Below are 13,937 nucleotides of genomic sequence, written 5' to 3'. Positions count from 1 at the left end.
CGCGGACGCCGGCGACGGCGACGAGGCCGCCTCCGTGAGACACCGCGTCGCCATCGACCATGAACCGATTCAGAGCGTTAATCTTCGATCTCGATGGAGTGATCATCGACACGGAGCGCCTGCACGAGGAGGCGAAGCGGATCACGTTCGAGAGATACGGGCTCGCGGTCCCCGAGCGCCTGTACGCGGCGTTCAGGGGGCGGTCTGACCTGGACATGGTCGAGCACGTCGTCCGGGAGCTCGCCGGCGGCGCGCTGTCGGCCGCGGAGGTCGTGGGCCGCAAGCACGAGGTGTTCAGAACACTTCATGACAGGATAGCCCTCATCGAGGGATCGCTGGAGTTCATCCGCCTCTCGCGGCGCCGCTTCGAGCGGCTCGCGCTCGCGACCTCCGCGACGAAGGAGAACCAGCGGTTCGCGTTCACGCGGTTCGGCCTGGATCCGTTCTTCGATGTCGTCGTGACCGCCGAGGAGATCGCCCGGACCAAGCCCCACCCGGAGCCGTACCTCAGGGCCTCGGCGAAGCTCGGCCTGGAGCCGGGCGCGTGCCTGGTGATCGAGGATTCGACGAACGGGGTCCTGTCGGCCAAGAGGGCGGGCTGCGCGGTCGCGGCGATCACCACGTCGTTCAGCCGGAAAGAGCTGGAAGGAGCGAACGCCGATCACCTGGTGGACAGCTTCTCCGAGCTCACCGCGCTGCTCGGGCTCGACGAGGGCCGCGCGCCGTAGCCACGGCGGCGCCGGCGGCGCCTCGCGCCCGTCGTCTTCCCGGTCCCCGACTCCCGGAGAGGCCGCGCGCTACAGCGGCAAGAGCAACAGCCCCTGCCGGGCGTCGAGCTGCTCCAGGAACCAGTCCCGGTGGCGCCGCTCCACCGCCAGCGCCGACCTCAGGACGTCGCGCGCGCGCTCGGTGAGGCCGTCGCGCGACAAGATCATCCGTTCATAAGCAGCGCAGCTGTCCTCCTCGTAATGCCTCATCGCCTCCAGGATCGCGCGATCCCCGATGACGCCGTTCGTCAGCGCCTTGCTCTTCAGCTTGGGTCGGATGGGGGTCTCGATGGGTGGGGCGCCGAGCTCCTGGGCCAGGTCGGCGAGCTCGTCGAGGTGGTGTTCGTGATCGCTCAGGAAGCTCGCCAAACGGCTCCTGTCGCCTGGGCGGCTCATCCGCGCGAGCGCCGCCGTGAAGGCGTCCACCGCGGACCAATTGAGCTCGATCAGTTCAGTCAAGGACCCGATGAACGCGGCCTCGCCGCCGATCACGGACGCCATGGAATCTCGCTCCTCTCGACAGAGAAGCTGGGCCGCCCGCGAAGGGATGGTGGGCGGGTGCTTCTCCAGGTCTGCGACGCTCGCAAGCCGGATGCCGGAGCCCGCCTGTGCAGCGGCTATCCATCACGGCGCCCGAGACGCCCGGGAGGCTCGCGGCTTTCCGCGATTGTCGCGTCTGCCGCGCGCCCCCCGCGACCAGGGACGGAGTCCGCTCACACAGGCGATGCGACGGCTCAACCCACATCGAGGCCGCCATCGTCCCACGCGCGGCCCACCCGATCTGGAGCCATGAACCCGCCGGCCGCACAGGCGATCTGGAGAACCCCCGCCCACGTCGAGCAAGGTCGCAGAGCGCCTGCATGCCCTGGACGGATCGAGCCGTGTCTCCGGCGAGCCGGAGGCCCGCCGTCGCGGCGTGGAGATGGAAAACGCGCCGGAAGGTGGGAGAGCTCGGGGCGCGGGGCCGCTACTTCTTGCCGAACAGGCCGCCGATGGAGCTCGCGAGGCTGCCCACGTCCAGGTTGGCGATGGCGGGGGCCGCCGCGCCAAGCGCGGTGTCGACGTGGGCGGCGAGCGGCGCGGGGAGCTTCTGCTTCAGGAAATTGACCACCATCTCCACGGCCACGCGGGCCTTGTCCTCGGAGATGCCAACCTTCTCTGCGACCTGTCGCACCAGCTCGTCCATGGCTCCGACGCACGTCCTTTCTGCGCAACCGCGCTCCGGGGCAGAGGATCCACGCCTCGATCCGGGCCGGCAAGGGAATTCCGCGCGCGCTCTCAGGTCGCCCGCTCGAGCGCGCGCACGAGGAGCGGCGCCACCGAGCGCAGGGCGCCGGGCGTGTCGGCGAGCTGCTGGCTGCCAGGGTGCGAGTCGGTGCCGAGCAGCGTCGCGAACACGCCGGTCTCCCTGATCTTCTCGAGCGAGTCGCCCGGCAGCACGAGGTGGCTCGCCACGGCGTGGACCTTCGACGCCCCCGCGGCGAGGTAGGCGCGCCCCGCCTGGACGAGCGAGGAGCCCGTGCGCACCATGTCATCGTAGATGACGACCTCGCGGCCGGAGACGTCCGCGTTGACGCCCGTCACGCCGACGCCGCCCTCCCGCCGCTCCTTGTAGACGAACGCCGGCTCGACGCCGAGCGCGCGGGCCAGGCTCTGCACCCACTTGGCCCGGCCGGCGTCCGTCGCCGCGAGCACGTACGGGCGATCGCCCATGAGCTCGCGGACCGCCTGCGTGATGAGCGGAGCGCCGTAGAGGTGGCGCGTCACGTGCGAGTCGCTGAAATAGAACTCGATGCCGTCGGTGTGCAGATCGAAGAGGAAGATGCGCGTCCCCGCGTCGCACGTGGGGATCGCCGAGATGAGCCGCGCCCGCGTCTTCGCCGTCACCACCTCGCCCGGCTTCACGGCCCTCTCCATGGTCGCGTAGCCGAAATACGGCATCACGATGGAGAGCGACCGGGCGCCGGCGCGGGAGATGGCGCAGCCGAGATCGTAGATCTCGAGCCAGTCGAGATCCTGAGGGGCGCCGCCGAGCAGGACCACGTCGCGGCCCCAGCAGTCGACCGCGACGCGGAGGTAACGCTCGCCGTCCGGGAAGCACTTGCGCTCGACCAGGCCGCGCTCGAAGTCGCCCGCGGCCAGGAAGGCAGGCTCCAGGTACGCATACGAGCGGATCGTGATGAGGAGAGGGCGCTGGCTCATCGCCCACCTCGGCGGCGCGACCGGGCCTCCGCTGCGGGGCGCTCCCGGGCCCCCCGGGGCGGCGCGGACGGCGCGGAGGCCCCGGGAGCCCCCACGGTGATGAGGACGCTCTTCAGATGGGGCTCTGCGCCTGGCTCGCTCGGGAAGTCGACGGGATCGGGGAGGTCTTTCATCTGCACGACGTCGCATCCTGCTTCACGCGCGGCCTCGTGCAAATGGCGCCGGAACTTCGCGCGCGCGATGCCGCGGTGGTTGGTGCACGCCAGCATCCGGCCGCCCGGGGCGAGCACGCGGAAGGCGAACGCGGCGAGCGCGCCGAAGTCGCTCGCCGCGCTGAAGCGGCTCTTCTTCGTCGTGGCGAAGCTCGGCGGATCGATCACGATGAGGTCGAAGCGCTGGCCGGCCTGCGCGGCCGCCTTGAGCCACGGGAACACGTCGGCCTCGACCACGACGTGCGCCGCCGCGTCCGCGCCGATCGCGTCGAGGTTGTCGCGCGCCCAGGCGAGCGCGCCCCGGGACACGTCGACCGTGACGCTCTCGCGCGCGCCGCCCGCCACGGCCGCGACGGTGAACGCGCCCGTGTAGGCGAACAGGTTCAGCACCCGCGCGCCCCCGGCGAGCTCGCGCAGCCGCCGCCGGTTCTCGCGCTGATCGAGGAAGATGCCGGTCGAGAGCCCGTCGCCGAGCCGCACCTTGTACGGCAGGCCGTGCTCGAGGACGGTGAGCTCGTCCGGCGCGTCCTGCCCGCGCACGGCGTGCCGCGGCGCGAACTCCTCGCGCCGCGCGTCGACGATGACGCTCGCGTGCTTCGGGCGCACCTTGAGGTAAACGCCCTTCGCCCCGAGGCGGTGGGCGGCGTCGAGCACGATCTCCCGCGGCGGCGCGCCCGGCTCGCCCTCGCCCGCGCCGAAGAGCGACACCAGGAGGTGCTCGCCGTACAGGTCGACCGAGACGGAGGGGAGCCCGTCGCCCGCGCCGTGGACGAGCCGGAGCGCCGTGGTGTCGCCCGCGCGCGCGACGCCGTAGCGCCGCTCGGCGGCCTCGCGCATGGCCCGCTCGACGGCCGCGACGCCCCCCGCGTACGGGTCCGCCGGCGCGGCCGAGAGCCACGCCGCGAACGCCTCCGGCAGCCGCGCGCGGAAGGCCACGGGCGCGCCCGTGGCCGGGTGATCGAGGCGGAGCTCGGCCGCGTGCAGGAGCAGGCGCGCGGCCCCGGGGCCGCCGTAGAGCGGGTCGCCGGCGATGGGCAGGCCGATCGCGGCGAGCTGCACGCGGAGCTGGTGGGTGCGGCCGGTCTCGGGCCGGAGCTCGAGCAGGGCGCGGTCGCCGCGGCGCTCCAGGAGCCGGTAATGGGTGATCGCCAGCGTGCCGCCCGCGGCCTTCCCCGCGCCGCCCGCGGCCTTCCCGACGCCGCCCGCGGCCTTCCCTGGCCGCGCCGCGCGCGCGGGCCGCGCCGCGCGCGGGCCGCCCGCCTCGGCGATCGCGCGCATGGCGCCGCCCGGCGCCGGCACGAGCCGGTGTCGCAGGGTGCCGCGCGGCGCGCGCTCGCCGAAGCCGGCGACGGCGGCGACATACGTCTTCTGCACGGTGCGCCCCTCGAACTGCCGCGCGACGGCGGCGTTCGCCTCGCGCCGCCGCGTGAACAGGAGCACGCCGGAGGTGTCGCGATCGAGCCGCTGGTGGATCCCGAGGTACGCCTCGTCATCGCCCCGGGCGCGGAGGAAGGCGCGGAGGCGCGTCACCACGTCGTCGAGCCGATCCGGCTCGGGCGCGTGCGTCGACACGAAAGCCGGCTTGTCGACCACGATGAGATCCTCGTCCTCGGCGAGGATCCACTCCGGGTGGAAGTCAGGAAAGAGCTCGGAGAGGGGGAGTCGTGGGATCATCAATTCTGCTTGACGTCGGTGCCGGGCGGCGGGGCGGCCGCGGGCGTCGCGGTCGGCGACGGCGCGGAGGCCGCGGGCGAGGCGCCTCGCGCCACGCCGCCCGGCGCGGCGCAGGCCGCCCCGATCAGGCGGGCGGACGCGTCGGGGGCGGCGAGGGCGGCGAGGCAGGGCCAGTTCATCGAAGGGATCGCTTGCGCGGGCGTGTGCGGCGCGTGTTCTAGGACAGGTAGGGCCCAGGGGGTAGCGCCGATCTCCGCCGTCCGTGCTGCGCGCGGCGTCGACGCGCCCCTCGCGTCGTCGCCCGGGCGCGGGCGGCGCGCGGGCCATCACGGAGGACGATTCGCGCCCTGGCCGAAAGCGCACCGCGCCGCCCGGCGCGGGGAACGCGGGGGGGCGCGGGCTGCGCGCGGCGTCGACGCGCGTCGCGCGGTCCGCAAGGCACGCCGCGGACATGACCGGACGAGACCATGTCTTGACCCCTATTTCCACGTAGCCCAAACTCTCCGATCGCATGCGCGTGAGCACTCCCTCCCTGATCGATGCGTCGTCGCTCATCCTGATCCTGGACGTATCGCGCAAGCTCGCGGCGCCATGCGACCTCACAGAGCTGCTCGAGCTCATCATCAAGACGGGGCGGGAGGTGATAGGCGCCGACCGCGGGAGCGTCTTCCTGTACGACGAGGAGGCCAAAGAGCTCTACTCGCGGGTGGCGACGGGGGAGTCGTCAATCCGCGTCAGCATCGACAAGGGCATCGCCGGCGAGTGCGCGCGCAAGCGCCAGACCGTCGTCGTCGACGACTGTTATGCCGATCCTCGGTTCAATCAGGAGATCGACCGCCGGACGGGATATCACACGAAATCCGTGATCACGGTGCCCCTCATCGGGCTCGACGACAGGCTCGTCGGCGTGCTCCAGATGCTGAATTCGGCGGCCGGCCACTTCGGCCCGGACGAGCGCGACGTGGCGGAGCTGCTCGCGTCCCAGGCGGCCGTCGCCGTGCAGCGCACGCTCCTGCTCGAGGAGCGCATGATCAAGCTGAAGCTCGAGCACGACCTCACCATCGCGCGCGAGATCCAGCAGAACGTCCTCCTGCGGCGGCTCCCGCGCTGCCCGGGATACTCGCTGTCGGCGTTCAGCAAGCCGGCGGACGACACCGGCGGCGACATCTACGACGTCATCCAGCTCGACGAGCGCTCGGACGCCTCGCCGCTCCTCCTGCTCCTGGCCGACGCGGCGGGCCACGGCATCGGCTCCGCGCTCAGCGTGACGCAGTTCCGGGCGATGCTCCGGATCGGCCTCCGGCTCTCGGCGGACATGGAGGCGCTGGTGCACCACATCAACCAGCAGCTCATCGACGACCTGCCGGGAGACCGCTTCATCACGGCGTTCCTCGGGACGCTGGACCCGACGACGCACCAGATCCGCTACCACGCCGCCGGCCAGGGGCCGCTCCTCCACTACCGGGCGAACGAGGGGCAGGTCATCTGGCGCGAGCCGACGACGACGCCGCTCGGCATGTTCAAGGATCTCGACCTCCCCGCCGCGCCGCCCATCGTGATGGCGCCCGGCGATCTCCTCGTGCTGCTCACCGACGGCTTCTACGAGTACCAGGACGCCGCCGGACAGGTGTTCGGCAAGGAGCGCGTCGGCGACCTCATCCACCGGCTGCACGCGCGGCCCACGTCCGACATCCTGGGCGCGCTCCTCGCCGAGGTCCGCCGGTTCGCCGGCGCGGCGCGGCAGATTGACGATCTCACCGCGCTCGTCCTCAAGCGCGACGCCTGACGCCGCCCGGTCCACGCCGGCCGGGGCCGGCCGCCGGACCGGCAGGGCCGACCGCCCCTCCGCTCGTTTCGGCCCGGGCCGCTCGCCGTCGCGCTTCCCCTTCTTCCCCTCCCCTCGTCCTTGCGCTAGCTAGGCGCGCGATGAGCGCTGCCGCCCCTGCCCCCGCCCCCTCCCCCTTCCCCGGCGATCCGCCGGTCGACCTCGCGCTCGCGCAGGCGCACAAGCTCTCGGCGAGCGAGTGGGAGCGCGCGCGCGAGCGGCTCGGCCGCCAGCCGACGTTCACCGAGCTCGGGGTGCTCAGCGTGATGTGGAGCGAGCACTGCTCGTACAAGAGCTCGCGCGTGCACCTCTCCCGGCTGCCCACGACCGGCCCGCGGGTCATCCAGGGGCCCGGCGAGAACGCGGGCGTCGTCGACATCGGCGACGGGTTCGCGGCCGTCTTCAAGATGGAGTCGCACAATCACCCGTCGTACATCGAGCCCTACCAGGGCGCCGCCACGGGCGTCGGCGGCATCCTGCGCGACGTCTTCACCATGGGCGCGCGCCCCATCGCGAACCTCGACTCGCTCCGGTTCGGCCGGCCGGATCACCCCCGCACCGCGGCGCTGCTCCGCGGCGTCGTCGCGGGCGTCGGCGGCTACGGCAACTGCATCGGCGTGCCGACCGTGGGCGGCGAGCTCTCCTTCGACCGCGCCTACGACGGCAACATCCTGGTCAACGCCTTCACGTGCGGCGTGGTCCGCGCGGACCGCATCTTCTACGGGCGCGCGAGCGGCGTCGGCAACAACGTGCTCTACGTCGGCGCGAAGACGGGGCGCGACGGGATCCACGGCGCCACCATGGCGTCGGACGAGTTCTCCGAGGGCGGCCCGAGCCAGCGGCCCACGGTCCAGGTCGGCGACCCGTTCATGGAGAAGCTCCTGCTCGAGGCGTGCCTCGAGATCTTCGCGGAGGACCTCCTGGTCGGCATCCAGGACATGGGCGCCGCGGGGCTCACCTCGTCGTCGGTCGAGATGGCGGGCCGGAGCGGCAGCGGGCTCGACCTCGACCTCGACCTCGTCCCGCGGCGCGCGGCGCGGCTCACGCCGTACGAGATGCTCCTCAGCGAGTCGCAGGAGCGCATGCTCCTCGTCGCCAAGCCCGGGTGCGAGGCGCGCGTCATCGAGATCTGCAAGAAGTGGGAGCTCGACGCGGCGATCATCGGCAAGGTGACCGACACCGGGCGGTGGGTCGTGCGCGCCACGCCCGGCTACGACCCGCTGGGCGGCGCCGCGGCCGAGGTCGCCCGGAACCCCGTCGTCGTCTGCGATCTGCCGATCGACTTCCTGACCGACGCGGCGCCGAAGTACGACCGGCCGCAGGCCGACGACCCGGCGCGGGAGGCGCGCCGCGCGTTCGATCCGCGCTCGATCCCGGCGCCGCCCTCGTGGAGCGTGCTGTTCCTCTCGATGGCGGGCTCGCCGAACCTCGGCTCGCGCGCGTGGGTGTGGCGGCAGTACGACCAGATCGTGCGGGGCGGCACCGAGGTCCGGGCGGGGAGCGACGCCGCGGTGGTGCGCGTCCCCTGCGAGCGGGACGGGCAGCGGACGGAGAAGCTGCTCGCGCTCGCGAGCGACTGCAACGGCCGGCTCTGCGAGCTCGATCCGTTCCAGGGCGCGGCCATGGCGGTGGCGGAGGCGTGCCGCAACGTGGTGTGCGCGGGCGCGGAGCCTGTCGGCCTGACCGACTGCCTCAATTTCGGCAACCCGGAGCGGCCGGAGATCATGCGGCAGTTCGCGCTCGCGATCGACGGCATGGCGGCGGCGTGCCGCGCGCTGTCGGTGCCCGTCGTGAGCGGCAACGTGTCGCTCTACAACGAGACCGACGGCCGCGCGATCCTGCCGACCCCGACGGTCGCGGTGGTGGGCCTCATCGCGGACGCGGGGGACGTGCTCCGGGCCTTCTTCCCGGCCGAGGGCCTCGCGGTGCTCCTGCTCGGCGACCCGCGCGGCGGGCCGCTCGGCGGCTCGGAGTACGTCGCGCGCCACACGGGCGAGGTGCAGGGGCCGAGCCCCGGGATCGATCTCGACCGCGAGGTGCGGCTCCAGGGGCTCGTGCTCTCGCTCGCCCGCTCGCGGCCGCGCCTGCTCCAGAGCGCGCACGACGTCTCGGACGGCGGCCTCGCGATCGCGCTCGGCGAGTGCTGCGCCGCGGCCGGCGATCCGGCGGCGATGGTGGGCGCGACGGTGCGGCTGCCCGACGGGACGGGCGACGCGCTCGCGGAGGCGCTGTTCGGCGAGGCGCCGAGCCGCGTCGTGGTGAGCGCGCGCCCCGAGGACGTGCCCGAGATCGCGCGCCGGGCGAGGGAAGCGGGCGTGCCGTGCGTCGAGCTCGGCAGGACGGGCGGCGCCCGGCTCACGATCGAGGCCGCCTCCGGCCAGGTCATCGACGTCGAGCTCGGCGCGCTGCGCGACGCGCGCGAGCGGTGCCTCGAGCCGATCGTCGGGAGCTAGCCACAGGTCCGCTCGGGGCGTGCCGCCGCGCGCCCCATCGTCCGGGGGTGGGGCGCGCCGGGGGCTCCCCTCCTCGTCCGGGCCGCTGGAGCGCGGGCCGGAGGGGCGATAACGTCCTCTTCATGAAGCGCTGGTTCCCGCTCGGGCTCATCGCCCTCGGCGTCGTCCTCGCCGCGGTGGCGTTCCTCCGCTCGCCCTCCGAGGAGGACCGGATCCGCGAGCGGCTCGTCCAGCTCGAGGGCGCGGTGCGCATCGACGAGGGCGAGCGCAATCCGCTGGTGCGCCACGGCCGCGTCCGCAAGGAGTTCGCCGAGATCTTCACCGGCGAGGCGACCGCGCGGGTCGAGGAGCTCGGCGCGCGGGTCCGCGGCCGCGACGAGCTCACGGCGGCCGCGACCAAGGCGGTGGGCCTCTATCAATCCGCGGACGTGAGCTTCGATGACGTGGAGATCCAGATCGATCCCGCCGGCATGGTCGCCGAGGTGATCGCCACCGCGACGGTCACGGGCGCCCGGCACGGGCAGCCGGCCCGACGCGACGAGCGGCCGGTGACGCTCCGGCTCGAGAAGGTCGACGGCGACTGGAAGATCATCGCCGCCACCGTCGAGCCCAGACGCCAGCCCGGCGACGACGGCCCCTGACGCGGGGGGCGCGGGGCGCCTGCGCCGGACAAAAAAGAAAGGCCGGACGGGGAGCCCCGCCGGCCTCAGGCCCGCTGTCGCGGGCCCACCAGGGCCGCAGACGATCGCCGGTGGACAGGGGCCGCCGGCGACGTCTGGAGTGGCCCGGTCACGAGACGATGAACGCCCGGTACCTCAACAAGCGATGCGAAGCTCGATAAGAAAGGAAAAGGGTCAAGCCGAAGCGAAGAGAAGTGACCAAGTGAAAAGAAGCCAGGTACAAGCGAGCGAGAAGTCAATCGAAGCGCAAAGCGAAGACTCAAGCAGAAGCAGCGACGGGAAGCGAAGGGGCAAGCACAGGCGAAAGCATCAAGCCAAGCAGCACAAGCTGATCACCAAGCCAGAGTCGAACCTGAAGACGGAATCAAGCATCAAGAGAAGCTCAGGCCAAGATCGATGAGCTGATCACGATAAGCCAACACAAGCGACGACGCGGGCTGCGCGCTCCTCAACCACCCTCCTTACTCGCCTCGCAAGGCGGCTGACGTCACGTACACCGAAGCTCTGGCCGGGGTCCGGCAACAAGTCATCGAAGGCTCTCGACAGCGAGGCCCTGGCAGGTCGAGCGGCGGCGGGGTCACGACCGCTCGGCACGACCGGCCGACGATCACCACCTCGCTCGGCGCCCCCGGAGGGCCGGGCCGCGCGATGCGAACGACACGAAAGAGACGTCGCGCCCTTCAGCTCTCCATGCAGCAGACGCAACAGCGCGGCGTTCCGGAGCGACATCTTGTGGGCACATCGAGCAACCGGCGGGCCAACGGCGAGGGCGCGGTGGGGCCGGCCACCTCCGGCGGAAAACGCGCTGAAACCCGCCCTTTACGACGCGGTGCACCGCCCGGAAAGCGGCTCCGGTCATACATTTCTGCAGGTGCCGCTCTGATCCACGGATGGATTCAGATCCAGAACGGAATCATCACCTGGACACAAGTATGTCCCCCACGGCTGCGGCGCTCGGCCTTGTTCATGCCATGAGATCGAAGAAATTCTGTCACACGAGATGGCGTCGCGCAGCATTTACCGAGCGGCGGGACGCAGCACGCGGCGCGCGCTCCTGATGGCAGCCGGGCTACCTACCTGCAGCCGGACTGGATCAGCGGCTCGACCACCTTGCCGATGTGCTCCTGGGGCGCGTCGAACCGGTGGCGCTCGAGCTTCCGCAGGGCGCCGAGGAACCTCGGCCAGCTGCCGCCGCAGGTCGCGAGCAGCGCCCGGAGCTCCGGAGCGCCCGAGTTGTAGACCCGGAACTGCACCAGCGAGGCGTTGTTGAGCGGACGGCGCGCCCCGATCTCGGCCGCGAGCCGGGCGAGCACCGCCTGCTTCTCGGCCCGCTTCTCGGCGTCGGACACCGGGGACGCATAGAGCCGGCTGAGGCGGAGGTAGGCGTCGTGCAGGGCGCGTGCGCGGGCCTCGCTCCTCGCCTGCTCCCTCATGTAGGACATCTTCTCCGGGGACGTGGGGCCCAGCCGCTCGTCCAGGTAGGCCTTTGCGAGCTCGTCGCCCACGAAGTTCGCGAGGCTCTCGTTGAGCCGCGTCTGCCCCTTCAGGTACAGCGTCGCGTGCAGCGACTCGTGCAGCACCACGTTGGCGAGCTCGCCGAGCGCCTCGTCCCCGTGCGCGATCATCGTGGACAGGACCGGATCCTCGAGCCAGCCGAGCGTCGAGTAGGCGCCCGCCGGGCGCACGTCGACGTCCCAGCCGGCCGCCCTGAGCGGCTCCGCGAAATCCCTGGCGTCCTCGAGATCGAACCACCCGAGGTACGGGACCGTCCCGACGATCGGGAAACTCCATGTCTTCGAGCGGAACCGGAGCGGCTCGCATGCGCTCACCACCCACACCGCCGCCGGACGGTCGAGCTCGACATAGGTCCTGTAGTTGTCGGTCGGGGTGAGCCCGTGGCGCTCCCCGAAGCGCTTGATGTGCGGGACCTCGCGGAGCAGCGCGCGCGTGCGCCACGGCAGGCGGGCGTCGCCGATCGCATCCTTCAGCGACCGGGCGTTCCACGCCATCGAGATCTGTCCGAGGCTCGCCTGCGCGACGTAGCGGATCTGGGTACACCCGGAGAGCAAGGAGCACAGCGCGAGCCCGAGGATCACGAAGGCGGCTTTGCCCGCGCGCGCGGCGCGGCGAGGTGGCGGGGTGCGACAGGAGGGCGCGGCGCCGCGATGGGCGGTGGCCGGTGGCCTTTCGCTCATGCTCTAGCTGATAGCTGGCGGCGCCGGCTTCACAAGATCTTCCGCGCGCGGCGCGCGTGCCGGCGGGACGGCGCGCGGCGGCATCCCCATGGCTCAGGGCTGTCCCCGTGGCTCAGGGCTGTCCCCGTGGCTCAGGGCTGTCCCCGTGGCTCAGGGCTGGCCCCGTGGTTCAGCGCTGGCCCCGTGGTCAGGGCTGTCCGCGTGGCTCGGGGCTGGCCCCGCGGCTCAGGGTTGGCCCCGCGGCTCAGGACGGCGCGATCGCTCCCCACGAGGCGACCTGCACGGCCGGGACGAGCGGCGCGCGCTCCCGCGCAGGGGGCTCCTCCGCGATGTACAGCGGCTCGCGCGCGAGCGGATAGTCGCGCTGGGCGCCGTTCGACAGCACCATCTGGGTGAAGCTCAGCGCCCCGGTGCGAAACGCGGCGACCGCGGAGGCGAGGTAGAACTCCCACGCCCTCATGAAGGCCTCGTCGAAGCCGGTCACCCGCGCGATCCGCTCCCGGTTCTGCAGGAAGTTCTGGCGCCAGCAGTGCGCCGTGAGCTCGGAGTGGCGCCGCAGGTTCTCCGCGTCGAGCACGTCGAGGCCGCGCGCCACGGCGCGCGCCGCCATCCCCTGGAGCGACGGCGGCCAGTAGCCGGGGAAGATGTGCTTCTGCAGGAACGGGTCAGTCCGGGACGACTCCCTCGCCCGGGTGACGCTCTCGAGGAGGCAGATCCCGCCCTCGACGAGCAGCGCCTTCACCCTGTCATAGAACACCTCGATACGGTGCTCGCCGGCGTGGCACATCGAGCCGAGCGAGACGATGCGATCCCACCGCGCCTCGTCCTCGAGCTCCTCGTAACCCATCACGCGCACCTCGACCGGAAGCCGCCGCGCCGCCGCCTGCTCGCGGATGTACCTCGCCTGGTTGTCGCAGAGGGTGACGCCGAGGCACTGCACGCCGTAGGTCTCCGCGGCGTGGAGCATGAAATGCCCCCACCCGCACCCGAGATCGAGGAGCCGCTGTCCACGCCGGAGCGCCAGCTTCTTCGCGATGACGGAGATCTTGCGCGCCTGCGCGTCGTCGAGCGCATCGCTCGGAGACCCGAAGTAGCCGCACGAGGTCTGGAGTCGCCGGTCGAGGTAGAGAGGATAGAAATCGTTGCCGAGCCCGTAGTGGCGCTCGACGGCGAGCTTCTCCCGCCGCGCCGCGCCGGAGCGCCGCCCGAGCCGGAGCGCGCCGAGCACGCCCGCCGCGCCGGCCTCGAGCAGGGACGGCGCGAGGCGCGGCAGCCGCGCTCCGATGGACCGCGTGAGCTCGAAGAGCCCGGTGAGCGCGTCCTCGAGATCCCCCTCGAACACCACCTCGCGCCGGATATAGGCCTCGCCGAGGCCCAGCGTGCCAAAGAGCGCCGTCTCGCAGAGCGCCCGCCGCGTCCTGAACGTCAAAAGGAACGCAGGCGCGCCCACGCCCAGGCGCAGCCGCTCGCCGCCCCAGAAGCGCAGCTCGAACGGAGTCCCGTCGTACCGCTCGCACAGGCGCGAGATCGCCTGCTTGAACGGACGGGACAACAACGAAACCTCGCCCTTCTTGACGATGAACATCGAACCCCCTCCGCGGCCCCCCCGGCCACAGGTCGAGCTGAGCCGAGCTGCGCTTTCCCGTCAAGCCACATGTCGTTCCTTCAACCCTCCGACAGGCAACTTCAGGATGTCCCCGACGGCCCACGAACAACCGGGACATGTGGTGTCGTACGTGACAGGATGAACATAATCCCCCGATCGTCCTCACACGGCGACCGAGCGTGAACGGTGACGGGCAGTCCGTGATGCCTCGGTGTCCAGGAGGTTTCATGTTCCGCACGTGGGCGGGAGGACGGGCAGTCGACGGGCGTCCGTCCCCTCGCCTCCGCCCGCGCCACCCCGCCGGCGGACCATGCCGCATGCGC

The 13,937-nt window shown here is 72.1% G+C and carries 11 protein-coding genes; 4 read left to right on the top strand and 7 right to left on the bottom strand.

Annotated elements, in window-relative coordinates; translation table 11 throughout:
* Positions 1 to 59: 59 nt before the first annotated feature.
* A complete protein-coding gene (locus WMF31_RS07910; RefSeq protein WP_436601346.1) occupies positions 60 to 728 on the top strand; it encodes an HAD family hydrolase in 669 nt (222 codons plus the stop codon).
* 69 nt (positions 729 to 797) lie between these two features.
* Here the strand turns inward: WMF31_RS07910 and WMF31_RS07905 are convergent, their stop codons facing one another.
* From WMF31_RS07905 to WMF31_RS07885, 5 genes are all read right to left on the bottom strand, one after another.
* Positions 798 to 1,268 carry a ferritin-like domain-containing protein gene (locus WMF31_RS07905; protein WP_436601345.1) on the bottom strand — a complete coding sequence of 157 codons (471 nt, stop codon included), beginning with the start codon at positions 1,266 to 1,268 and terminating at the stop codon, positions 798 to 800.
* Positions 1,269 to 1,734: 466 nt separating this feature from the next.
* The gene (locus WMF31_RS07900) at positions 1,735 to 1,941 is read right to left on the bottom strand and encodes a hypothetical protein (protein ID WP_436601344.1); all 207 of its coding nucleotides are present in this window, start codon (positions 1,939 to 1,941) and stop codon (positions 1,735 to 1,737) included.
* A gap of 104 nt (positions 1,942 to 2,045) precedes the next feature.
* Positions 2,046 to 2,969: a ribose-phosphate diphosphokinase gene (gene prs / locus WMF31_RS07895; RefSeq protein WP_436601343.1), complete on the bottom strand. Its 924-nt coding sequence runs from the start codon at positions 2,967 to 2,969 to the stop codon at positions 2,046 to 2,048.
* A complete protein-coding gene (locus WMF31_RS07890) occupies positions 2,966 to 4,855 on the bottom strand; it encodes a class I SAM-dependent methyltransferase (protein ID WP_436601342.1) in 1,890 nt (629 codons plus the stop codon). The genes prs and WMF31_RS07890 overlap by 4 nt, the downstream gene beginning before the upstream one ends.
* Entirely contained in the window at positions 4,855 to 5,034 is a 180-nt protein-coding gene (locus WMF31_RS07885) for a hypothetical protein (protein WP_436601341.1), read from the bottom strand. Before WMF31_RS07885 ends, WMF31_RS07890 begins: the two co-directional genes overlap by 1 nt.
* A gap of 332 nt (positions 5,035 to 5,366) precedes the next feature.
* Between WMF31_RS07885 and WMF31_RS07880 the strand changes: the two genes are divergently transcribed.
* From WMF31_RS07880 to WMF31_RS07870, 3 genes are all read left to right on the top strand, one after another.
* Complete coding sequence (locus tag WMF31_RS07880) at positions 5,367 to 6,641, top strand: PP2C family protein-serine/threonine phosphatase (RefSeq protein ID WP_436601340.1); 1,275 nt, start codon at positions 5,367 to 5,369, stop codon at positions 6,639 to 6,641.
* A 140-nt stretch (positions 6,642 to 6,781) separates the two neighbouring features.
* Positions 6,782 to 9,133, top strand: a complete 2,352-nt coding sequence (gene purL / locus WMF31_RS07875; RefSeq protein WP_436601339.1) for a phosphoribosylformylglycinamidine synthase subunit PurL — start codon at positions 6,782 to 6,784, stop codon at positions 9,131 to 9,133.
* Between the two features lie 122 nt (positions 9,134 to 9,255).
* Positions 9,256 to 9,774, top strand: coding sequence for a nuclear transport factor 2 family protein (locus WMF31_RS07870; protein ID WP_436601338.1), 519 nt, complete (start codon positions 9,256 to 9,258; stop codon positions 9,772 to 9,774).
* Between the two features lie 1,112 nt (positions 9,775 to 10,886).
* Here WMF31_RS07870 and WMF31_RS07865 read toward each other — a convergent pair.
* Positions 10,887 to 12,008 (bottom strand): aminopeptidase, encoded by a 1,122-nt coding sequence (locus WMF31_RS07865; protein WP_436601337.1) that lies wholly within the window; start codon positions 12,006 to 12,008, stop codon positions 10,887 to 10,889.
* A gap of 244 nt (positions 12,009 to 12,252) precedes the next feature.
* A complete protein-coding gene (locus WMF31_RS07860; RefSeq protein WP_436601336.1) occupies positions 12,253 to 13,593 on the bottom strand; it encodes a class I SAM-dependent methyltransferase in 1,341 nt (446 codons plus the stop codon).
* Between the last annotated feature and the right edge of the window lie 344 nt (positions 13,594 to 13,937).

The sequence above is a fragment of the Sorangium sp. So ce1036 genome (genome assembly GCF_051369805.1).
Lineage (GTDB): Bacteria > Myxococcota_A > Polyangia > Polyangiales > Polyangiaceae > Sorangium > Sorangium cellulosum_F.
This window is presented reverse-complemented; position numbering and strand designations above follow the sequence as displayed.